Source organism: Chromobacterium sp. FG89, assembly GCF_057808735.1.
Window position 1 is genome coordinate 161,297 of sequence record NZ_JBMDIQ010000009.1, and the last position, 22,011, is coordinate 183,307.

At 65.7% G+C, this 22,011-nt stretch carries 20 protein-coding genes; 7 read left to right on the plus strand and 13 right to left on the minus strand.

All coding sequences use genetic code 11. The annotated features are described in order from the left end of the window. Positions 1 to 78: 78 nt before the first annotated feature. Positions 79 to 2,664: a bifunctional aconitate hydratase 2/2-methylisocitrate dehydratase gene (gene acnB / locus ACODRW_RS11400; protein ID WP_107799054.1), complete on the minus strand. Its 2,586-nt coding sequence runs from the start codon at positions 2,662 to 2,664 to the stop codon at positions 79 to 81. Between the two features lie 215 nt (positions 2,665 to 2,879). Here acnB and gcvA point away from each other — a divergent pair, with 215 nt between their 5' ends. Further along, on the plus strand, positions 2,880 to 3,776 hold the full coding sequence (gcvA, locus tag ACODRW_RS11405; RefSeq protein ID WP_107799053.1) for a transcriptional regulator GcvA: 897 nt from the start codon (positions 2,880 to 2,882) through the stop codon (positions 3,774 to 3,776). A 1-nt stretch (position 3,777) separates the two neighbouring features. Here the strand turns inward: gcvA and ACODRW_RS11410 are convergent, their stop codons facing one another. Then, positions 3,778 to 4,551 (minus strand): substrate-binding periplasmic protein, encoded by a 774-nt coding sequence (locus tag ACODRW_RS11410; protein ID WP_235088558.1) that lies wholly within the window; start codon positions 4,549 to 4,551, stop codon positions 3,778 to 3,780. A 200-nt stretch (positions 4,552 to 4,751) separates the two neighbouring features. Here ACODRW_RS11410 and ACODRW_RS11415 point away from each other — a divergent pair, with 200 nt between their 5' ends. Further along, positions 4,752 to 5,759: a class 1 fructose-bisphosphatase gene (locus tag ACODRW_RS11415; RefSeq protein WP_227108495.1), complete on the plus strand. Its 1,008-nt coding sequence runs from the start codon at positions 4,752 to 4,754 to the stop codon at positions 5,757 to 5,759. Positions 5,760 to 5,823: 64 nt separating this feature from the next. Here the strand turns inward: ACODRW_RS11415 and ybiA are convergent, their stop codons facing one another. Continuing rightward, entirely contained in the window at positions 5,824 to 6,372 is a 549-nt protein-coding gene (ybiA, locus tag ACODRW_RS11420; RefSeq protein ID WP_107799050.1) for a riboflavin biosynthesis intermediates N-glycosidase, read from the minus strand. 430 nt (positions 6,373 to 6,802) lie between these two features. Between ybiA and ACODRW_RS11425 the strand changes: the two genes are divergently transcribed. Continuing rightward, positions 6,803 to 7,039 (plus strand): helix-turn-helix domain-containing protein, encoded by a 237-nt coding sequence (locus ACODRW_RS11425; RefSeq protein WP_107799049.1) that lies wholly within the window; start codon positions 6,803 to 6,805, stop codon positions 7,037 to 7,039. Positions 7,040 to 7,057: 18 nt separating this feature from the next. Here ACODRW_RS11425 and ACODRW_RS11430 read toward each other — a convergent pair whose 3' ends face one another. The 4 genes from ACODRW_RS11430 to ACODRW_RS11445 are packed head-to-tail and all read right to left on the minus strand — an operon-like array spanning position 7,058 to position 10,564. Further along, positions 7,058 to 8,206, minus strand: a complete 1,149-nt coding sequence (locus ACODRW_RS11430) for an osmoprotectant ABC transporter ATP-binding protein OsmV (RefSeq protein ID WP_107799048.1) — start codon at positions 8,204 to 8,206, stop codon at positions 7,058 to 7,060. Continuing rightward, entirely contained in the window at positions 8,206 to 8,865 is a 660-nt protein-coding gene (locus ACODRW_RS11435; RefSeq protein WP_107799047.1) for an ABC transporter permease, read from the minus strand. Before ACODRW_RS11435 ends, ACODRW_RS11430 begins: the two co-directional genes overlap by 1 nt. 10 nt (positions 8,866 to 8,875) lie before the next feature. Further along, complete coding sequence (locus ACODRW_RS11440) at positions 8,876 to 9,796, minus strand: glycine betaine ABC transporter substrate-binding protein (protein ID WP_227103200.1); 921 nt, start codon at positions 9,794 to 9,796, stop codon at positions 8,876 to 8,878. Positions 9,797 to 9,847: 51 nt separating this feature from the next. Then, positions 9,848 to 10,564 (minus strand): ABC transporter permease, encoded by a 717-nt coding sequence (locus ACODRW_RS11445; protein WP_107799045.1) that lies wholly within the window; start codon positions 10,562 to 10,564, stop codon positions 9,848 to 9,850. Between the two features lie 445 nt (positions 10,565 to 11,009). Between ACODRW_RS11445 and ACODRW_RS11450 the strand changes: the two genes are divergently transcribed. Continuing rightward, positions 11,010 to 11,909 (plus strand): LysR family transcriptional regulator, encoded by a 900-nt coding sequence (locus tag ACODRW_RS11450; RefSeq protein ID WP_235088557.1) that lies wholly within the window; start codon positions 11,010 to 11,012, stop codon positions 11,907 to 11,909. A 38-nt stretch (positions 11,910 to 11,947) separates the two neighbouring features. Then, positions 11,948 to 12,721, plus strand: a complete 774-nt coding sequence (gene fabG / locus ACODRW_RS11455) for a 3-oxoacyl-ACP reductase FabG (RefSeq protein WP_107799043.1) — start codon at positions 11,948 to 11,950, stop codon at positions 12,719 to 12,721. Here fabG and ACODRW_RS11460 read toward each other — a convergent pair. From ACODRW_RS11460 to ACODRW_RS11485, 6 genes are read right to left on the minus strand one after another with little or no spacing between them, the layout of a single operon-like run. Further along, entirely contained in the window at positions 12,718 to 13,149 is a 432-nt protein-coding gene (locus tag ACODRW_RS11460) for a GNAT family N-acetyltransferase (RefSeq protein ID WP_227103203.1), read from the minus strand. The genes fabG and ACODRW_RS11460 overlap by 4 nt on opposite strands. Beyond that, positions 13,146 to 14,063 carry an EamA family transporter gene (locus ACODRW_RS11465; RefSeq protein ID WP_227103205.1) on the minus strand — a complete coding sequence of 306 codons (918 nt, stop codon included), beginning with the start codon at positions 14,061 to 14,063 and terminating at the stop codon, positions 13,146 to 13,148. Before ACODRW_RS11465 ends, ACODRW_RS11460 begins: the two co-directional genes overlap by 4 nt. Then, positions 14,060 to 15,337: an aspartate aminotransferase family protein gene (locus tag ACODRW_RS11470; RefSeq protein ID WP_488905788.1), complete on the minus strand. Its 1,278-nt coding sequence runs from the start codon at positions 15,335 to 15,337 to the stop codon at positions 14,060 to 14,062. The genes ACODRW_RS11465 and ACODRW_RS11470 overlap by 4 nt, the downstream gene beginning before the upstream one ends. Continuing rightward, positions 15,321 to 16,811 (minus strand): hypothetical protein, encoded by a 1,491-nt coding sequence (locus ACODRW_RS11475; protein WP_488905789.1) that lies wholly within the window; start codon positions 16,809 to 16,811, stop codon positions 15,321 to 15,323. The genes ACODRW_RS11470 and ACODRW_RS11475 overlap by 17 nt, the downstream gene beginning before the upstream one ends. Positions 16,812 to 16,853: 42 nt before the next feature. Beyond that, positions 16,854 to 17,855, minus strand: a complete 1,002-nt coding sequence (locus tag ACODRW_RS11480; RefSeq protein WP_107799038.1) for a TenA family protein — start codon at positions 17,853 to 17,855, stop codon at positions 16,854 to 16,856. Between the two features lie 9 nt (positions 17,856 to 17,864). Next, positions 17,865 to 18,854, minus strand: a complete 990-nt coding sequence (locus ACODRW_RS11485) for an iron-containing redox enzyme family protein (protein WP_199225850.1) — start codon at positions 18,852 to 18,854, stop codon at positions 17,865 to 17,867. 595 nt (positions 18,855 to 19,449) lie between these two features. Between ACODRW_RS11485 and ACODRW_RS11490 the strand changes: the two genes are divergently transcribed. Together ACODRW_RS11490 and ACODRW_RS11495 are read left to right on the plus strand one after the other, a co-directional pair. Continuing rightward, positions 19,450 to 21,045 (plus strand): ABC transporter substrate-binding protein, encoded by a 1,596-nt coding sequence (locus ACODRW_RS11490; RefSeq protein ID WP_107799037.1) that lies wholly within the window; start codon positions 19,450 to 19,452, stop codon positions 21,043 to 21,045. A gap of 296 nt (positions 21,046 to 21,341) precedes the next feature. Further along, a partial coding sequence (locus ACODRW_RS11495) for a contractile injection system protein, VgrG/Pvc8 family (protein ID WP_488905790.1) occupies positions 21,342 to 22,011 on the plus strand: 670 nt, incomplete at its 3' end.

The window sequence follows — 22,011 nt, forward strand, 5'->3', positions numbered from 1 at the left end:
GGGGGTATCTCCGGGGGCATCCATCGATACGCCCCGGATTTCTCAAGCAAAGCCCAGTCCGTCAAACCATGGCTTGGCTTACACCTTCACGGTATCGGCCAGTTCCTGGTAGTCGGCGATCTCGTTGAAGTTCATGTAGCGGTACACTTCGCCGGCCTTCTGATTGAGCACGCCGATGTCGGCCATGTATTCCTCTTTGGTCGGAATGCGGCCCAGACGGGAGCAGATCGCGGCCAATTCGGCGGAACCCAGGTAGACGTTGGAGTTCTTGCCCAGACGGTTGGGGAAGTTGCGGGTGGAGGTGGACATCACGGTGGCGCCCTCCTTCACCTGCGCCTGGTTGCCCATGCACAGCGAGCAGCCCGGCATTTCCATCCGCGCGCCGGCGGTGCCGAAGGTGCCGTAATGGCCTTCCGCGGTCAGCTGTTCGGCGTCCATCTTGGTCGGCGGCGCCACCCACAGTTTCACCGGGATGTCGCGCTTGCCTTCCAGCAGCTTGGAAGCGGCGCGGAAGTGGCCGATATTGGTCATGCAAGAACCGATGAACACTTCGTCGATCTTGGCGCCGGCCACGTCGGACAGGGTTTTCACGTCGTCCGGGTCGTTCGGGCAGGCCACGATGGGCTCGTGGATGTCGGCCAGATCGATCTCGATCACCGCCGCGTATTCCGCGTCGGCGTCGCCCTTCAGCAGCTGCGGATTGGCGATCCAGGCCTCCATCGCCTTGATGCGGCGCTCCAGCGTGCGCGCGTCCTGATAGCCGTTGGCGATCATGGTCTTCATCAGGGTGATGTTGGAGGTCATGTATTCGATGATCGGCGCTTTGTCCAGATGCACGGTGCAACCGGCGGCGGAACGCTCGGCGGAGGCGTCGGACAGCTCAAACGCTTGCTCCACCTTCAGATCCGGCAAGCCTTCGATTTCCAGGATGCGGCCGGAGAAGGCGTTTTTCTTGCCGGCCTTGGCCACGGTCAGCAGGCCTTGCTTGATCGCGTACAGCGGAATGGCGTTGACCAGATCGCGCAGGGTCACGCCCGGCTGCATCTTGCCCTTGAAGCGCACCAGCACCGATTCAGGCATGTCCAGCGGCATCACGCCGGTGGCGGCGGCGAAGGCCACCAGGCCGGAGCCGGCCGGGAAGGAGATGCCGATCGGGAAACGGGTGTGGCTGTCGCCGCCGGTGCCCACGGTGTCCGGCAGCAGCAGGCGGTTCAGCCAGCTGTGGATCACGCCGTCGCCCGGGCGCAGCGACACGCCGCCGCGGGTGGAGATGAAGGCCGGCAGTTCCTTGTGCATCTTCACGTCCACCGGCTTGGGATAGGCGGCGGTGTGGCAGAAGGACTGCATCACCAGATCGGCGGAGAAGCCCAGGCAAGCCAGGTCTTTCAGTTCGTCGCGGGTCATCGGGCCGGTGGTGTCCTGGGAGCCGACGGTGGTCATCTTCGGTTCGCAGTAGGTGCCCGGGCGCACGCCCTGGCCTTCCGGCAGGCCACAGGCGCGGCCGACCATTTTTTGCGCCAGGCTGAAGCCCTTGCCGGAATCCACCGGGGATTTGGGCAGGCGGAATTCCGTGGACGCCGGCAGGCCCAGCGCTTCGCGCGCCTTGCCGGTCAAACCGCGGCCGATGATCAGGTTGATGCGGCCGCCGGCGCGCACTTCGTCCAGGATCACCTCGGACTTGAGCGCGAAGTCGGCGATCTTCTGGCCGGCCTTCTCGATCTTGCCTTCATACGGGTAGATGTCGATCACATCGCCCATGTCCATCTTGGACACGTCCACTTCGATCGGCAGCGCGCCGGAGTCTTCCTGGGTGTTGAAGAAGATGGGGGCGATCTTGCCGCCCAGGCACACGCCGCCGAAGCGCTTGTTGGGCACGTAAGGAATGTCTTCGCCGGTGCCCCAGATCACGCTGTTGGTGGCGGATTTGCGGCTGGAGCCGGTGCCGACCACGTCGCCGACGTAGGCGACCAGATGGCCTTTTTGCTTCAGGTCTTCGATGAACTGCATCGGACCGCGCTTGCCGTCTTCTTCCGGGGTGATGCCGGGACGGGCGTTTTTCAGCATGGCGAGGTAATGCAGCGGGATGTCCGGGCGGCTCCAGGCGTCCGGCGCCGGGGACAGGTCGTCGGTATTGGTTTCGCCGGTGACCTTGAACACGGTGACGGTGATTTTATCGGCCACCGCCGGGCGGCTGGTGAACCATTCGGCGTTGGCCCAGGATTCCACCACCTGCTTGGCGTGGGCGTTGCCCTTGTCCATTTTCTCCTTCACGTCGTGGAAGGCGTCGAACATCAGCAGGGTTTTCTTCAGGCCGTCGGCGGCGATCTGCGCCACGGCGGCGTCGTCCAGCAGGTCGATCAGCGGCTTGATGTTGTAGCCGCCCAGCATGGTGCCCAGCAGCTGAGTGGCCAGCTCGCGGGAGATCAGCGGGGATTGGGCGTCGCCCTCGGCCACGGCGGCCAGGAAGGAAGCCTTGACCTTGGCGGCGTCGTCCACGCCCGGCGGCACGCGATGGGTGATCAGTTCGACCAGGGTGCTTTCCTCGCCCTTGGGCGGGTTTTTCAGCAGTTCCACCAGCGCTTCCACCTGCTTGGCGGACAGCGGCAGCGGCGGGATGCCCAGCGCGGCGCGCTCGGCCACGTGTTGACGGTAAGCTTCCAGCATGACTTTTGACCTTTATGGCTTGGGTTGTTGGCAGCGTCCCCGGCAAGGCCGGGACTCCGACGCTGCGGGACAATGAGGTAAGGCTATGGCTGCGGCCATCAAGACCGCGCCGCAACGCCGGGCGGCGGCCTTGATTTCATGCCTGAAGATTACGCTGTTAGCCGTCCGCTTTCAAACGAGTTATCGCAACATAGATTGTGAGTTAAAATCACAGCATGAGCACTTACCCCCCTCTCAACACCCTGCGTATTTTTGAGGCAGCGGCCCGGCTGGAGAGCTTTTCCGCCGCCGCCGGCGAACTCTTCGTCACCCACGGGGCTGTGAGCAAGCAGATCAAGCAGCTGGAGGACTGGCTGGGCGTGCCGCTGTTCGAGCGCAGCGGCGGCAGAGTCAAGCTGACCGATCCCGGCTGGCGCTATCTGGTGCAGGTGCAGGACGGCCTGGATCTGATCGCCAACGCCACCTCCCAGCTGCTGCAGGCGGACCGCCGCCGTCGGATCAGCATCAATTCCACGCCCACCTTCGCCATGCACTGGCTGCTGCCGCGGCTGAGCCGTTTTCGCGAGCAGTTTCCGGAGCTGGAGCTGCATCTGGCCACCTCGGACCGCGACATCAGCCGGCTGGACAGTCCGTTCGACATCGCCATCCGCCGCGGCCCCGGCGATTGGCCCGGCCACATCGCCAAGCCCTTTCTGAAGGAATGGGAGCTGCCGCTGTGCGGTCCGGCGCTGCTGGCCGCCGCGCCCATCGCCAGCCCGGCGGATCTGGCGCGGCATACCCTGCTCTACGCGGACACCCGCCCCACCGCCTGGCAGCGCTGGCTGACCCTGGCCGGGGTGCCGGAGCTGAAGCCGGCCAGCGCCATGCATTTCGACAGTTTCTCGCTGGCCTTGCAGGCGGCGATGGACGGCCTCGGCGTGGTGCTGGGGCCGATGCCGATGGCGCAGGCGCAGATAGACGCCGGCGTGCTGCTGTCGCCGTTGCCGGCGCCGGTGGCCACGGTGCGCGACTACTGCTGGGTGGCGCCGCGCGCGGCGGCGGAGGACGCCGCCGTCGCGGCCTTCTGCCGCTGGCTGGAGGGCGAGGCCGTCCGCCCGGACGCGGCCGCCTGAGTCAACGCGCGGAACCGGGGGGCAGGCCAATCAGCTTGAGCTCCATCGGCGCCGCGTCGCGCGGCAGCCATTTGTTGTAGATGCGCTTGAAGCTGCCGTCTTTCTTGACGGCGGCGAAGGCGGTCTGCCAGCGCTTCACTTCCGCCGCCGAGGTGCCGCGCGAAAACGCCAGGTAGAGTTCCAGCGTTTCCAGCACCCGCACCACTTCCACCGCCTCCGGCGGCTGGTGGATGTCTTTCAACACCGAGGCCACGACAAAGCCGCCTTCCGACCACATATCGTAGCGGCCGACCAGCAGCTTCTGCGCGGTGATCTGCGGGGTGGGCGCCAGATCCACCTCGATGAAGCCAGCCGCGATCGCCGCGTCGGCGAAGATGCTGCCGCGGTAAGCGCCCACCGGCCGGTGATAAATGCCGTTGCCCAGCGCCAGCAGGCCGGCCGCCTCGCCCTTGCGCGCCAGCAGCACGGTCTGCGAGATGGCGATGGGGCCCAGCAGCGTCATCTGTTTTTCCCGGGTGTCGTTGCGCCCCACAGTGAACAGCATCACCCCCGGCGTGGTCAGCAGCTCTTTATAGCCTCGCGCCCAGGGCACCACGTCGATGGCGCTGTTGTCGTGCATGCGCGTCTGGATCTCGCGCACCACTTCCACCGCCATGCCGTCCGGCACGCCGTTGTGCTGGAATGTGATGGGCGGCCAGTCTTCGGTGTAGATGGTGATGGCCCGCGCCTGCCAGGCCGCCAGCAGCAATAGCAGCGTCAATAAACCCTTAGCCATGGTCTTTCCCCGTACCGCGTGAACCCGATTTTATTCATAGCCGTTCCACGCGCCGCCTGCCTGCGATTTCCGCCCGCCCCCGCGCCCCCGGGGGCATGACGACCGCAACTCGCTTATCCGTTATAATGTGGCGGTCAAGCCGGCTCATGCCGGCATATCGAGCATTTGTTTCGCGCACCCACCCAAAGCTAAGGATTGCCATGAGCCGCATCACCCTCTCCCGCTTTTTGATCGAACAGCAACGCAAGGCCGGCACGCTGCCGCCTGAGTTGCGCCTGCTGATCGAAACCGTAGGCCGCGCCTGCAAGGCCATCAGCTATTCGGTGAACAAGGGGGCGCTGGCCGACGTGCTGGGCGAAGCCGGCACCGGCAATATCCAGGGCGAGGCGCAGAAGAAGCTGGACGTGATCGCCAACGATTACCTGCTGGACGCCAATGAATGGGGCGGCAGCCTGGCGGCGATGGCCTCCGAGGAAATGGAGCTGCCTTACCACATCCCCGGCGAATACCCGAAGGGCGAGTACCTGTTGATGTTCGATCCGCTGGACGGCTCATCCAATATCGACGTCAACATCTCGGTGGGCACCATTTTCTCCATCCTGCGCTGCCCGCAGGGCATTGACCACGCCACCGAGGGCGCCTTCCTGCAGCCCGGCACCGAGCAAGTGGCCGCCGGCTACACCGTGTACGGCCCGCAAACCCTGCTGGTGCTGACCTTCGGCAGCGGCGTCCACGGCTTCACGCTGGACCGCGAACAAGGCTCTTTCGTGCTGACCCACCCGGACATGAAGGTGCCGGAAAGCACCGGCGAGTTCGCCATCAATATGTCCAATATGCGTCACTGGGATGCGCCGGTGAAACGCTATGTCGACGAACTGCTGGCCGGCAGCACCGGTCCGCGCGGCCGCGATTTCAATATGCGCTGGGTGGCGTCCATGGTGGCCGAGGTGCATCGCATCCTGACCCGCGGCGGCATCTTCATGTATCCGCGCGACGCGCGCACCCCGGACCAGGCCGGCAAGCTGCGGCTGATGTACGAAGGCAATCCGATGGCCTTCGTGGTGGAACAGGCCGGCGGCGCCGCCACCAACGGCCATCAGCGCATCATGGACATCCAGCCGCAGAAGCTGCACGAGCGGGTGGCGGTTTTCCTCGGCTCCAAGGAAGAAGTGGAACGCGTCACCGCCTACCACGCCGAGCAGCAGTAAGCGGCTCCGCCCAACAAAAAACCCTGCCGAAACCGGCAGGGTTTTTTAATGTCGTCCGCCTGCGTCAACGCAGGCGTTCGCGCACTTCCATCAGGGCGAAGCCCAGCAGATTGCTGCCGTCCCACATGTCCGGCAGACTGGCCTGCGGGTCGTCCTCGGCCCAGCCTATGCCCCAGATGCAGTCCACCGGGCTGGCCTCCACCAGGATGGCGTCGCCGGTGCCGCGCAGGAAATCGCCCAGCGCCGGGTTTTGCTCGAACTTGGCCAGATTGCCCCGCATCACCACCTCGCAACAGCGCTGCTGCCACAAGACGGAATCAAAGCCGCGCACCTGGCGGCCCAAGGCCTTGGCGTCCGCCGGCGTGGCCGCGGCCAGTATCCTGCCCCGGGTTTCCGCGTCTTCGAACAAGCGGGCTTTCTCCGCCATCATATAATGCTCGGCGCTGGCGTAGCTCACGCCATCCAGCTCGAAGCCCACCGGAAACCACTGACTCAGGCAGCTCTTGCAGACGCCGTCCTCGTGTTTGGGCCTGTGTCCCCAGAAAAACAGAAAATCCAGCGTTTCGCCGGCCGCAGCCCGCTTGCGCAACTCGCTTACTGTCCGGATCGCCATGGTCCGCGTCCTCCACTTCCTGCGCGGCCATATGCCGCAAAAAATGCCAAGAGCCCCTCTTTGTCCGCTGTCGCCGCGGCGCTGAACATCTTCATGGCCATCACTATAAGGAGCCGGAACCGGGTTCGACAAGCGCGGCGCGAAGCCGGGCCGCGCGTGCGTCCGCCGATTTCGATGCAAACAGACGAAAACAATGATTAATTACCGCGTCGCGATGATTTCGCCGCCGCCGCCCGCATCGCGAGCGCAGTGGATACGCAACACCGCCCTACCAACATAGGTCCGTCCACCCCGCTTGCCCATAGGTAAAACTACTCAGCGCGGACGCAACCGTCCGCATTGCCACAGGACGGCGTAGCGGAGTATGTTTCCCCACATAAGCCTGTAAGCCGCTGTTGGAAAAGACATTAAAAACCCTGGGGAGACCGGCATGGCTATCGTGATCACGCTGGACGTCATGCTGGCGCAACGCAAGATCAAATCCAAGGATCTGGCGCGGGCCATCGGCATCACGCCGCACAATCTGTCGCTGTTGAAGCTGGGCAAGGTCAAGAGCCTGCGCCTGGACACGCTGGATGCGCTGTGCCGGCAGCTGGGCTGCCAGCCAGGAGATTTGTTGAGCCACTCGCCGGAAGCGGACCCGGCCGACGGAGAGCCATCGGTCTGACTCTCCGCCCTTCCCGCCTCAGCCCGCCGGCTGACGCGCGCCGCGCGTCGAGGTGCGGCCCGAGTTCAGATAGCCGGCGATGTAGTCTTGCGACACTTCGCCGTTGTAGCGGCCGTCGTCGTCCAGCACCGGCATCCAGGTCAGATTGTGCTCGTACAGGCGGGACAGCACCACGCGCAGGTTTTCGCCCGCCGCCGCGGTCACGCTCACCGGCTTGATCTTGTCCGCGCACACGCCGTCCGCGCCGCGCGCGTCGCGGCGCCGGACAAAGCCCAAGGGCTGTCCGTCCGCGTCCACCACGGTCAGGTGCATCAGGTCGTTGTCGTCCATCAGGCCGTAAGCGGCCGCCAGCGGCGTATCCAGCCGCGCGGTCAGCGTTTCCTGCTGATCCGCCACCTCGCCGGCCTGCACCAGCAGCAAGCGCTTGAGCGTGCGGTCCTGGCCGACGAAGCTGGCGACGAAATCGTCCGCCGGACGCGCCAGGATCTCGTCGGAGCCGGCGCACTGCACCATGCGGCCCTGACGGAACACGGCGATGCGATCGCCCAGCTTGATCGCTTCGTCGATGTCGTGGCTGACCAGCATCACGGTCTTGCCCAGTTGGCGTTGCATTTGCAGGAACTCGTTCTGGATCTGTTCGCGGTTGATCGGGTCCACCGCGCCGAAGGGCTCGTCCATCAGCAAGACCGGCGCGTCGGCCGCCAGCGCGCGGATTACGCCGATGCGCTGCTGCTGGCCGCCGGACATCTCGCGCGGATAACGTTGCAAGAAGCGGTTGGGGTCCAGAGCCACCATGCTCATCAGTTCGCGCGCCCGCTCGCGGCAGCGCTTCTTGTCCCAGCCCAGCATCCGAGGCACCACGGTGATGTTGTCCTCGATGGTCATATTGGGGAACAGGCCGATCTGCTGGATCACGTAGCCGATCTGGCGGCGCAGCGTCACGCTGTCTATGCCGGCGGTGTCCTCGCCGTTGATCAGCACCTTGCCCGAGGTGGGCTCGATCAGGCGGTTGATCATTTTCATGGTGGTGGTCTTGCCGCAGCCGGACGGGCCCAGCAGCACGCAGATTTCGCCTTCCGGCACGTGCAGATTGACCTTGTCCACCGCCTGGAAGACCTGGCCGTTTTTCTGGGTAAATTGCTTGCAGAGATTTTGCAGTTCAATCATCAACGAATTCCTTTCGGGGTCAGCGCGCGCTGAGCGCGCAGCAACAACCAATCCATCGCGACGGCGAGCACGCTCACCGCCACCGCGCCGGCGATCAGCTTGCGAATGTCGCTCTGGCTGATGCCGTGCAATATCAAAGTGCCCAGGCCGCCGGCGCCGACGATGGCGGCAATCGCCATCACGCCGATGTTCAGCACCACCGCGGTGCGGATGCCGCCGAAGATCAGCGGCGTGGCCAGCGGCAGTTCCACCCAGCGCAGGCGCTGCCAGAAGGTCAGGCCCAGGCCGCGGCCGGCTTCTCTCACGCCGGGCTCCAGATGGGTCAGCGCGGTGTGGGTGTTGCGCACGATGGGCAGCAGGGAGTACAGGAAGGCGGCGGTAATGGCCGGCACCGCGCCGATGCCCTGCCCGATCATGGAAAACAGCGGCACCATCAGGCCGAACAAGGCGATGGCCGGAATGGTCAGCACCACGGTGGCCAGGCCCAGCACCAGGCCGGCCAGCGCCTGAAAGCGGACGATCAGCACGCCCAGGGGCACGCCCAGCACCACCGCCAAACCGACAGCGATGCCCACCAGCCTCAGATGTTGTTCCGCCAAGGCGGCGATTTGCGGCAGGTCTTGCCAGATGAACTGGCAGGTTTGCAATAGGGTTTCCATGCGGCCTCCTTTAGATCAGGCCGCGCTGGCGCAGGAATTCGCTGGCGACTTCCTTCACCGGACGGTGTTCGATGTCCACTTTGGCGTTGAGCTCGGACATGGTGTCGTTGTCCAGCAGCGCGGCCAGCTTGTTCAGTTCCTCGGCCAGGCCGGGGTTGCGTTCCAGCGTGTCGCGGCGCACCACCGGCGTGGCGGCGTAAGCCGGGAAATAGCCCATGTCGTCCTGCAGCACCACCAGGTCGAAGCCCTTGACGCGGCCGTCGGTGGTGTAGACCAGGCCGGCGTCGACGAAGCCGTCGCGGATGGCGTTGTAAACCAGGCCCGGGTCCATCTGGCGGATCTGCGGCCGGCTCAATTCCATGCCGTACAGCTGCTGCATCGGCTTGAGGCCGTCCGGACGCCCGGCGAACTCCATGTCGAAGCCCAGCTGCCAGCGTTTGGACGAACCGTTGTTTTCATTGACCCGCCGCGCCAGATCGGACAGCGTGCGCACGCCCTCGGCTTCGGCGCGCACGCGCTTCATCGCCAGCGCATACGTGTTGTTGAGCGGAGCCGGGTTCAGCCAGATCAGCCCCAGGGGCTCGTCCAGCTTCTTGACCGTGGCGTAAGCCTCCTCATTGCTCATTTTCTTCTGGATGCCGTGATGGATGATCAGGCCGGTGCCGGTGTAATCCCACACCAGATCCAGCTGGCGGTTTTCCAGCGCGTTGCGCAGGATCACCGTCGCCAGGTCCGGCTTTTGCGTGACCTGGTAGCCCTTGCTGCCCAGGTACTGTGTGGTGATGTCGGACAGCAGATGCTGTTCGGTGAAGTTCTTGCTGCCCAGCACCAGGCCGGCGGCGAAGGCCGGCGCGGCGGTCAGCAAGGCCGCCAGCGTCAGCGCGCGGCGCGCCAGCCGACGCCAGGGCGAAAAGGAAAGTGCTTTTGTCATAGGGGTCCTCCGTGCGAGCGCCCGCCGGAACGGGCGACAAGGGGGTTCGAATCAGGCCAGGCCGCGGGCGGCGGCCAGGCGGCCCAGGCCGGCCAGCGTCAGGTCCAGCGTCAGCGCGATCAGCGCGGTGCCGCCGGCGCCCAGCAGCAGCGCGGTGTGGTTGTTCAGGTAGATGCCGGGGAAGATCAGTTCGCCGTAGCTGCTGGCGCCGATCAGGAAGGCCAGCGGCGCGGTGCCCACGTTCAGCGCCAGCGCCACCCGCACGCCGGTCAGAATCACCGGCAAGGCGTTGGGCAGCTCCACCCGCCACAGCCGTTGACGCGGGGTCATGCCCAGCGCGTCGGCGGCCTCCAGCAAGGCCGGCTGCAGGCCGGCCAGGCCGGCGTAGGTATTGCGCACGATGGGCAGCAAGGACGCCAGGAACAGCGCCACGATGGCCGGCGCGTCGCCGATGCCGACCAAGGCCATCGCCAGCGCCAGCACCGCCATGGGCGGCAGGGTGTTGCCGATATTGAAAATCTGCATCCAGTGCTCGGCGCTGCCCCGCAGCCGCTGACGGCTGAGCAGCACGCCGCTGGGCAGGCCCACCGCGAGAGCCAGCGCCATGGAGACGCCCACCAGATAGAGATGCTGCCGGCCCAGGTAGATCAGATCTTCCCGGTACTCGGTCCATACGGCTGGGCTTACACCGTAAATCAATCCCGCCGCCGCTACGGCGACCAGGATCAGCCCGATCATGCTGCGCTTGCTAAACGCTCTTTTGTGCATCTGCGTCCTCCTTGGCGAAAGCAATGGCCGGCAAGGCCACGGCGATCCGCTGTAATGATCGCGACAACTAGAGAGCTGCCAGTAAATAGACGTCCGGCGCGGGCCGGACATGAGGTGCGTTTAAGGCGAGGCTCGACGGCGCGAAACCGTCGATTTTGAGTGGCGCGGTGTGCGCCTGATGAAAAACCTAATAAGTTATAACACTGTTTGTATCGAACATGCAAATTTTCTAATGTACTTCGCCGCACTTGACAGACAAGGACAAGGCCTTGAAAACGCTTTATTTCTTTCCGTTCACGTCAAACCAAATGGATAAGCCGGCCGCGCTCCGCCGCTCCGCCCTATAAGGAACGCGCGCGGCGCCGTCCCAACGGCCACTTGCCGCCTTCCCGCCCCCGGCCCACAATGCTCTGTTTCGCCCATTGCAACAATCACGGCAAAAAACATGGATCGATTGCACTTGATGACCGTATTCATCGCGGTGGCGGAAGCGGAAAGCTTTGCCGGCGCGGCGCGCAAGCTGGGCATGTCGCCGCCGGCGGTGACGCGCGCGGTGGCGGCGCTGGAGACGCGGCTGCAAGCCCGCCTGCTCAACCGCAGCACCCGCCATGTGCGCGTCACCGAGGCCGGCCAGCGTTATCTGGAGGACGCGCGCCGGGTGATCGCCTCCGCGGACGAGGCGGACGAAGCCGCCTCCGGCGGCAAGGCGCCGCCGCGCGGTTTGCTGACCGTCACCGCGCCGGCCTTGTTCGGCTTGCGCTACGTGATGCCGGGCATCAACGACTACCTGCGCCGCCATCCCGAGGTGACGGTGGACGCCTTGCTGCTGGACCGGGTGGTCAATCTGCTGGAAGAAGGCGTGGACGTGGCCATCCGCATCGGCGAACTGCCGGACTCCAATCTGCGCGCCCTGCGCGTCGGCCAGGTGCGGCGGGTGGTCTGCGCGTCGCCGGCCTATCTCGCCGAGCGCGGCGTTCCGCTCACCCCGGCGGATTTGCAGCGCCACGCGCTGATCGCCTCGCGCGGCGTGGGCTCCTGCCACGAATGGCGCTTCAGCGACGGCGGCAAGCCGCTGAGCGTCCGCCTCAAACCCCGGCTCACCGTCAGCAACAACGAGGCGGCCATCGCCGCCGCCGCGGCCGGGCTCGGCGTCACCCGCCTGCTGTCTTATCAAGTGGCGCCGCAATTGGCCGCCGGCCAATTGCTGCCGCTGCTGGCCGAATACGACGATGCCAGCCAGCCCATCCACATCCTGCATCAGGAAGGCCGGCTGGCCTCGGCCAAGACCCGCGCCTTCATCGAACTGATGGCGGAGCGGCTGCGCGGCCATCCCGAGCTGCGCTAACGCCATCGACATCGCCATCCCCCACAAGGAGATTCATCATGTTGACCCCGCTTCAAGACAAAAACGTTCTCATCACCGGCGGCACCGCCGGCATCGGCCTGGGCCTGGCCCGGGCCTTCGCCCGCGCCGGCGCGCGCGTCACCATCAGCGGCCGCAGCCGGGACAAGCTGGACGCCGCGCTGGCCCGCCTGCGCGCCGACGGCCTGAACGCCGTCGGCCGCGTCGCCGACGTGGCCCGTCCCGAAGACGTGGCCCGCCTGCTGGCGGACACCGCCGCGTCCAACGGCCTGGACGTGCTGTGCTGCAACGCCGGCATCTTCCCGTCCGCGCCGCTGGAGAGCATGAGCGCGGAGGAATGGGATCAGGTGCAGCACACCAATGTGCGCGGCAACTTCCTTTGCGTGCAGGCGGCGCTGCCCTATCTGCGCCAGGCCGAATACGGCCGCGTGATCCTGACCTCCTCCATCACCGGCCCGGTCACCGGCTACGCCGGCTGGAGCCATTACGGCGCCAGCAAGGCCGCGCAACTGGGCTTCATGCGCAGCGCAGCGCTGGAGCTGGCGCGCGACGACATCACCATCAACGCGGTGATGCCGGGCAATGTGCTGACCGAGGGGCTGCGCGAGCTGGGCGAGGACTATCTGGACAAGATGGCGGCGGCGGTGCCGCTGCGGCGGCTGGGCAGCGTGGACGACATCGCCAACGCCGCGTTGTTCTTCGCCAGCAAGGAGGCGGGCTTCATCACCGGCCAGACCCTGATCGTGGACGGCGGCCAGGTCTTGCCTGAGTCTCTGGACGCGCTGACCGGCTAGCCCTGGTAGACATCCGGCCGGTGCAGCTCCATATAGCGCTCCGGGTGTTCCAGCGCGGCGAAGCCGAAGGGCCGGTAGACCGCGTGGGCGTTGGAGGTCACCAGCACGATGCGACGCAGCCGGGCCAAGGCCGGCTCGGCCGCGACGCCGCGCATCAGCTGCCGCGCATAGCCGCGGCCGCGGTGCTCCGGCGTCACGAACACGTCGCACAGATAGCCGAAGGTGGCCAGATCGGTCACCACGCGGGCGAAGCCCACTTGCCGCCCGTCCAAATAGGCGCCGAAGCACAGCGAGCCGGCGATGGCCTGCTCCACCGTGGCGCGCGAAATGCCCTTGGCCCAGGGCGCGTGATCGTGCAAGAAGGCGTGGATCAGCGCCAGGTCCAGCCGGTGCTTGTCGGTGGAAATCTCCAGTTCGGCCTCCTTCATCGCGGCGCGGTCCTCTTGTTCAGTTGGACGGCCAGCCAGCCGCGCGCGGCGTCCAGTTTGCCGGCGTAAGTGTTCAAGGCCAGCGCGGCGACGATCAAGGCCGACGCGACGATGCTGAGCGCGTCGTAATGTTCATGCAGGATCCAATAGCCGCCCAGCAGGCCGAAAACCGGGCTGAGCAGCGAAAACGGTGCCACCAGCGTGGCCGGATACAGGCTGAGCAGCTTGCCCCAGCTGCCCAGCGCGAACAGGGTGCCGACCAGGGCCAGGAACAACAGCGCCAGCGTGGCGGTCCAGCCGAAGCCGGCCACGGCGCTCCAGGCCGCCGCCGGTCCGCCCTCCAGCGCGAAGGACAGCAGCAGCAGGGGCAGCGGCGGCACCAGGCTCATCCACACGGTGAAGGCGAACATGTCCACCTTGCCGGCGCGCTTGAGCTCCACATTGCCCCAGGCGAAGCCGGCCGAGCCGATCAAGGCCAGCGCCAGCGGCAGCAAGGGCAAGGCGTCCTGGTAACGGGCGTAGCCCAGCAGCAAGACGCCCAGCAACGCCAGCGCCATCACCGCCTTTTGCAGCCGGGAGCGCGTTTCGCCCAGCAGCAGACTGGCCAGCAGCAAGGTGATGAACACCTGCAACTGGGCCAGCACCGACACGATGCCGGCCGGCATGCCCAGCTTGATGGCGGAAAACAGGCCGGCGAACTGGATCACGCCCAGGCACAGCCCGGCGCGCAGATACCAGCGCCAGGGCAAGGACGGCCGCGTGAACCACCAGGCCCCGACCGCGAACACCACCACGAAGCGCAGCGCCGCCAGCAAAAGCGGCGGACACTCGGTCAGCCCTATCTTCACCACGATGAAGCTCAGGCCCCAGATGGCCGCCACCAGCACCGCCAGCAATACGTGTCGTATCTTCATGATGTCGTCGCCTCTTGTTCCAGCGCGGCGATGGCGCGCCGGCAGGCTTCCAGGAAAAAGTCCAACTCGGCTTCCGCCACATTCAAGGGCGGCAGCAAGCGCAGCGCGGCGGCGTCGTGCGCCGCCGGCACCGTCAGCACGCCTTCTTGCAGCAATTGCAGCCACAGCAGGCCAGCGGCGCCCTCGCCCAGCCGGTCTTGCGCCGCCGGACCGGCGCGCAGCGCCAGCATCAGGCCCTGGCCCTCCAGCTCGAAGCCCTCCAGCCCGGCCTCCCGCCAACGCCGCCGCAAGGCCCTGCCGCTCTCCCGCGCCCGCGCCGGCGCGTCCAGCTGGCGCAACAGCTCCAGCATGCGCAGGCCGCAGCTCAAGGCCAGCCGGTTGCCGCCGAAGGTGGAGCCGTGGATTTTGGCGCAGCCGGGCCGGGCGAACACCGCCTGGTAAATGTCTTGGCGGAACAGCAGCGCCGACACCGGCAGCACGCCGCCGCTCAGGCCCTTGGCGACAATCAGCAGGTCCGGCGCCGGCGCGCCCAGCGCCTGATAGGCGAACCAGGCGCCGCAGCGGCCCAGGCCGGACAGCGCCTCGTCGTAGATCAGCCGCGCGCCGTGGCGGCGGCACAAGGCGGCCAGCTCGGCCAGATCCTCGCCGCGCCAGGCGCGCGCGCCGGCGCTGCCCTGCACCGGCTCCAGCAGCACCGCGGCCACGTCGCCGCGCGCCAGCTCCGCCGCCGCCGCGGCCAGATCGCCCCAGGGCAAGACCGCGCAGTCCTCGCGCCGCGGCAGGCCCTGCCGCCAGAAATCGCCGCCGGCCAATTCGGTGGCTTCCAGGGTCAGCCCGTGAAAGCCGCCGTCGAAACTCAAGGCGCGCCGCCGGCCGCCGGCCATCCGCGCCAGCTTCAGCGCGCCCTCCACCGCCTCCGCGCCGGTGCTGGCGAACAGGGCCTTGCCGTCGGCGAAGCCGGCCAGCGTCAGCAGCGCCGCGGCCAGATCGCCGGCCAGGCCGGAAAAGCCCAGCGGATGCAGATTGGGCGCGGGATCGAACAGGTCTTCCGCCAGGCCGGACAGCAGCGCCCGCGGGCGATGTCCCAGCGCCGCCGCGCCGTAGCCGGCGACGAAGTCCAGCCAGCGCCGGCCGTCCTCCAGCCGCAGCCAAGCGCCCTCCGCCTCCAGCGGCCGGGCGTCCAGCCCGCACTGCCTCAGCGTTTCCAGCCAGGCCGGATTGACGCTGGCGGCGTAGGCGGCTTGCGTCGCCGCGCGTTCAGCCGGCGACGGCATAGCCGTCCAGCGAGCAGACGGCCAGCTGCGCCTGCGGACCGTAGAAGTCCGCCACCTGGTCCATCGCCCGCAGATTGAGCTCCAGCAGATACGCCAGATTGGCCTCTGCGCGCTGCTGCGTCCGCGGCGACAAGGCGCTGATTTCGCGGAAGAACAGCCGGGACAAGGCGGCGTGGTTGAGCTCCAGATTCAAATCGTCGTGGCGCTTGGCCACGCGCTGGTAATCGGCGCGGAACTCCACCAGCGACTCCAGCCGCTCGTGCACCGGATTGTCCACGCCCAACATGCCCTCGGTGACCATGATGGAGCTCAGATAGCCGATGGGGTCGTAACGGCCCAGCACGGTGAAGGCGTCGACATAGGCCTGGAACAAGGGCAGCGGCAGCGCCTGGTCCAGCCAGGCCGGCGGCACGCCCAGCGCTTCGCAGGTGGCGCGCTCGTAGACTTCGTGGCCCAGCTCCTCCTGGAAATAACGGTAGACCCGTTGCTTCAGCGGGCTGCGCAGCCGCTTGGTCATCAGCGGCGCGATGATTTCCACGAAGCGCTGGGTGACGTGGTATTGCTCGATGAACAGGCCTTGCACCAGGGGGCCGAAGCCGGCGTCGGCGGCGTTCACCCTGCGCACATAGCGCGATTCGCCCAGCTCGGCCAGGCCGTCCAGCGCAAACTGCTCGGCGCGGCGCATGAAGTTGACGCCGCTGTCCACCGCCGAGGCCGGCTCGCGGCGGAGGAGCCGCCGCCGCGCCTCGGGCTTGGGCGCCAGCAGCAGCAGATCCACCAGGCACAGCGCATAGGCCTCCAGATGCGCCGGGCAGTAAAAGCCTTCGCTGGCCGGCATCTCCGCCGCGCCGGCCTCGCGGCGGCTGAGCCCGACGAAGCCGGCCCCGTCGGCGAAGCCGTTGAGCACCCGCCGCCACAGCGTCAGCGCCTGCGGCAGATTGTCGGCCAGGTACAGCTTTTGCAGATAGAAGGTTTGCAGCGCGAAATTGTCCCGCCACTCCGGCGCGCCCGCCTCGTCTATGCAAAAGGCGTCAGCCTGCGGCGCCGGCTCGTCCAGCAGGCGCAGCATGTTCAGCACCACCGGCGCGTAAGCGCCGCGCGCCGCGCCGGCGGTGGCCGCCAACAACTTGTCCACGCAGCGGCGGCTCAGCGCCTCCCACTGCCGGCGCTGCCGCTCCAGCGCCGCCGGGTCCGCCGGCGCGTCGCGGATCAGCGACAGCGCGTCCAGCTGTTCCGCCAGCGACAGCTGCCAGGACGGCGCCGATCCGGCGTGGATGTCGAACCAGATTTCCGCGTCCGGATTGGCCATCGCCAGCACGCTGTCCAGCACCCGGCCGCCGTCCACGCCGGAAAACTGGATTTCATACTCCTTGGCGTCCGCCGCCAGCACCACGGTCTGGCCGTCGTCGGCCAGATGGGCGCTGAAGGGCACCAGGTGGGGCGCGCGATAATGGGTGACTTGCCAGGCTTCCATCGTTCTCTCCTTGGCTGCCGTCTCGAGGACTACTGCGGGGGATTACAAATAGAGCCGCGGCATCAAGGCGTCCGGCCGGCTGTAGTAATCGACGATTTCCTCGTCCTGCAGCGCCATGGTTTCTATGGTCAGCACCAGGTTTTTCTCCACCACCAGCTGCTCCTCGCGGCTGATGGCGCTGATGTCCTGCAGCAGTTCGGAGGTGATGTCGTCGTGCCCCAGCGTATCGTTGAGGTAGGCGTGGCGCAGCAGCGGCTCCCAGAAGCCCTTGTCCAGTCCGGCGCGTTCGCAACAGCGCACCAGCGCGCGGTTGAACTCGTCGCCGGGCATCTCGAACAGAAACAACACGCTCTTGAACGACAGCAGATGCTGACGCGCGAACACGCCCAAGGCCGCGCACAAGGCGAAGGTGGACGGCAGGGGCTGCAGATGGTCCAGGCCCTCCACTTCCATGTCCACGCTGGCCAGGCTCTCGGCCAGCATCTGATCGTGATCCAGCTCCGACACCAGGAAGCGCTGGATGCTGCGCTGGTTCTGCCGGCTGTCCGCGTGCGACAGCGCGGAGGCGATCAGGCCCGGCGCCGCGCGCACCAGGTAGTAATACTCCAGCGCGTAGCCGATCAGCACATTGCGCGGCGCGCTGCCGTCGGACAGCATGCCGTACAGCCGGGAATGGCCGCGCTTGCGCATCGCCCTTTGCGCCAGATTGCGCAGCCGGGTGTTGAACTCGCAACCGGACAGCGCGTCGTCCGGCAATTCGAAGCTGGCCTCGGTCACCAGGCCCAGGCGGTCCAACTCCTCCAGCAGGCCGGGAATCGTCCCCGCCAATTCCGGATGGGCGGCGCGCAGCGCCGACATGCTGGCCGGCGCGCGCTGCAGATCGTCCAGCAGGGCCAGCAATTGCAGCCGCCCTTCGTCGGCCACTTGCAGATCGCAGGACTGCTCGCGGTACAGCAGGGCCACGCCGCCGTCCTGCGGCTGGATTTCCACCCCGGGCCGCAGCGCCGGGTAACGAAACAGATCATGGGTGCCGGGGCCGTGCATAATGCCTCCTCAGTAATGCTCGATGCGGCGCAGCAAGGTGTCGGCGTGCAGATAATGCCGCCAGACCGCGCTGTAGAAAGCGTCGTAGAGCTCGACGAACAAATGGGTTTGCGCCAGCAGGCGCCGCGCCGTTTCCTGATCCACCACCGGGATCTGCGCGAAGATCTTGCGGGTCAGGCTGCCGTGCTCGCCCTTCAGATTGATGTCCGAGTGCGCCTTCACCGGGCGCAGGAAATCCGCGTCCACGCCCAGCCGGTAAGCGGCGTCCAGGAAGGAGTCCTGACGGATGTCCTTGCCTTCCAAAATGCCCAGCGTGGTGAAGAAGAACAGCGGATCGTTGTGCGACCAATAGGCCAGCGCATTGCACAGCGCCATGGTCTGCGGCAGCGGCACGGCGTGCGCCAGGTCCTCGCGGCTGATGCCGATGCGGTTCAAGGCCTGCAGCAGCAGCTCGTCGTGGCCGTACTCCTCGGCGAAGAAGGCGTTCATCGCCAGCCGCGCCTGGGTATTGGGCACATAGGACAGCACCGGCGCGTCGAAATAGCTTTCGCGGAACAAAAAGTGATAGTTCTCTATCACCATGCCGTGGAACACCCGCTCCGGAATATCCCCCGGCTGGCTGGCGTTCTGGCAATGGGTCCAGAACGGATTGCGGTACAGCGTCTGGTAGAGCAGGCGGTTGGACAGGTCCTCCACCTCCAGCAGCACTTCCAGCCCGGTCTTGCCGCGCGCCGGCGCCAGCGGGCGGATCACGCCGTAGTTTTCCAGGCTGACCAGCAAACGACGCACCTCGTCGGCGGACTGGCGCGGCAGGAGGCGCTCCGCGTCCCGCTGGCTGCAGCCGCCGGCCAGGCGCGCCATCAGCGCGCTGACCTCCTCCGTGCTGGCAAGGCCTGCGGAAATCTCCAATTCCTCGTCGCCGGCGGTTTTGACCACCAGCGGCGATTGCGAAATCACATCGCCGTTCAGGCAAAAACGAAGATCGGACGGATGGGACACAAAGGAGTCTCCTCTTAAAGATGAGCGCGGCCGCCGGCAAGCCGGCGGCGCGGAATCCGGATCGGCCCAGGGCTTTGCGCCTGAAACGGCGGCCCCGTTCCTACCCGATTACAAGTGGACCGGCACCAGGACCGGACGCGGATTGCGGGGTTTGACCACAACCACCGCTTCTTGCGTGCTGGCTTGCATTTGGCTCTCCTTGGCTTAAGAGAAAACAAAAACGCCCTTTTGCAGGCCTCCCTATCTTATGCCTGCCGCCGCAATGCAGAAACGCCTGAAAACTGACACAAATAACTGTTTTTAAATATCATTCTTAAAATGCGCCCAGCTCGTCGAAACGAAAATCTCAAATGCGGGCGCGCTTACGCCGCAGCGCACGATTGACGCCGGGGCAACAATCTATATGCTGGCAGGGTCTTCCGTTCCCGCCTTAGTCTCTTGAATCCGGCATCAAATGGGCATCCCAAACGCATGCCGGGCCGCCAAAACGGCGGGAATCGGACAGATGAACAAATAGAAAGCCCCCAAGGGCCTGCCAAGCACTCATGAAGAAGGCGTCCGCGCCCTTCACCGCTCTGCAAATAGGGAAATAGCAATGAGAAAGATCCAACCGCAATTGTTGGCCGCGGCCTGCTGCGCCGCTTTCGCCGTCTCCGTCCAGGCCGCCGGCACCCTGGTCTACTGCTCCGAAGCCAGCCCGGACGGCTTCGACTCCGCCCAGTTCACCTCAGGCACCACCTTCGACGCGGCCGGCCACGCGCTGTTCGACCGCCTGGTGGGTTTCGAGAAAGGCTCGACCAAGGCCATTCCCAGCCTGGCCACCTCCTGGAGCGCCTCGCCGGACGGCAAGGTCTACACCTTCAAGCTGCGCCAGGGCGTGAAGTTCCACACCACCGACTATTTCAAGCCGACGCGCGACTTCAACGCCGACGACGTGGTGTTCACCTTCATGCGCATGTTCGACAAGAACCACCCCTTCCGCAAAGCCTACAACACGGAATTCCCCTACGCGGTGGACACCGGCCTGGCCAGCAACGTCAGCGCCGTGGAAAAAGTGGACGCGCAAACGGTGCGCTTCGTCTTGAAAGCGCCGGACGCCGACCTGGCGATCAAGATCGCCATGCCCTTCGCCTCCATCCTGTCCGCCGAATACGCCGAGCAGCTGCTCAAGGCCGGCCGCGCCGCCGACATCAACCAGAAACCGGTGGGCACCGGCCCCTTCATCTTCAAGCGCTACCAGAAGGACGCCCAGATCCGCTACGCCGGCAACAAGGCTTACTGGGACAAGAGCGCGGTGAAGGTGGACAATCTGGTGTTCGCCATCGCCACCGATCCCTCGGTGCGCTACCAGAAAATGAAGGCCGGCGAGTGCCAGATCATGTCCTATCCGCGCCCCAGCGATCTGGCGGTGATGAAGACCGATCCCAAGCTGAAAATGCTGACCGCGCCCGGTTTCAATATCGGCTACCTCAGCTACAACCTGGACAAGCCGCAGTTCCAGAAGCGCGAGGTGCGCCAGGCGCTGGACATGGCGATCAACCGCCAGGCCATCATAGACGCGGTCTACCAGGGCCAGGGCCAGGCCGCCAGCAACCCCTTCCCGTCCTCGCTGTGGTCCTACAACAAGAGCCTGAAGAACGCGCCCTATAATGTGGCCGCCGCCAAGGCGCTGCTGGCCAAGGCCGGCTACCCCAACGGCTTCGAGCTGAGCTTGTGGGCGATGCCGGTGCAACGGCCGTACAACCCCAACGCCAAACTGATGGCGGAGATGATCCAGTCCGACTGGGCCAAGATCGGCGTCAAGGCCAAGATCGTGTCCTATGAATGGGGCGAATACCTGAAGCGGATGAAGCGCGGCGAGCACGACGCCGGCCTGATGGGCTGGACCGGCGACTACGCCAGCCCGGACAACTTCCTGGGCGTGCTGCTCAGCTGCGAGGCGGTGAACGGCTCCAACTACTCGCGCTACTGCAATAAGGAGTTCGACGCGCTGATCATCAAGGCCCGAACCCTGAACGACCAGGCCGAGCGCGCCAAGCTGTACTCGCAGGCGCAAACCCTCTTCAAGCGCGATCTGCCGTGGACCACCATCGCCCACTCCATCATCAATCAGCCGATGCGCAAGGAAGTGAACGGCTTCAAGATCAGCCCCTTCGGCGATTATCAGTTCAGCGGCGTCAGCGTCAAATAAGTCATCAAGTCTCCAGCGGGCGTCGCTTTGCGGCGCCCGCTTTTTTTCCGCTCCCTCGCAGGCCCAGCTTCAAGCCCCCCCCGAACAACCCGCTTTATTTTTCCTCACAAAACAGATAATTAATAAATTTATTTTATAAGCCAAGCAAGCAAAACCGCCTGACTTCATCCAATGAGCCGCATTTGATTGAGCTCAAGCATTTCTCGGCATTTTCAGACTTTTCCTGATTCACACCCACGTTTAAACATGGCTGAATCGCCATTGACATGCGCTGTTTTTAAATAAAGGAAATTGCCATGCCTTTGAATAGTCAGCCTTCAAATCATTACCGTTTGAAGATCGCCGAACTGCCGGCCGAGCTGCTGTCGGTCGAATCCTTCACCCTGGACGAAACCCTGGGCCGGCCCTTCGCCGCCGACATCCGCTTCACCTCCGCCCAGCAAGACATCGACCTCGTCTCCCTGCTGGGCCGCTACGCGCTGTTCTCCATCCACGGACCCCACCCGGACGCCGCCCTCTTTCCCGACACCCCGCCCCAGCTGCTGCGCCGTTGGCGCGGCGTGGTCAGCCATGCCCAGCGCCTCAGCGCCAGCCGCGACGAGGCGCTGTATCAGGTCCGCGTCGAATCCCAGCTCGCCCGCCTGGCCGAAGGCCGCTTCTCCCGCATCTTCCAGCAGCAAACCGTGCCGGACATCATCGAAACCGTGCTGCGACGCCACGGCTATCGCGGCCATGAAATCGCCTGGCGGCTGCGCCCCTTGTTCGGCCAAGACCCCAATCCCTATCCCAAGCTGGAGTTCGTCACCCAGTATCAGGAGTCCGATCTGGACTTCATCCATCGGCTGGCCGAGAAAGCCGGCCTCTATTACTACCTGCTCACCGAACCCGACAACGCCGCCTGGGAAACCATTGTCTTCGGCGACGACATCGACGCCTACGTCCGCACCGGCCGCGATCCCGCCCAGC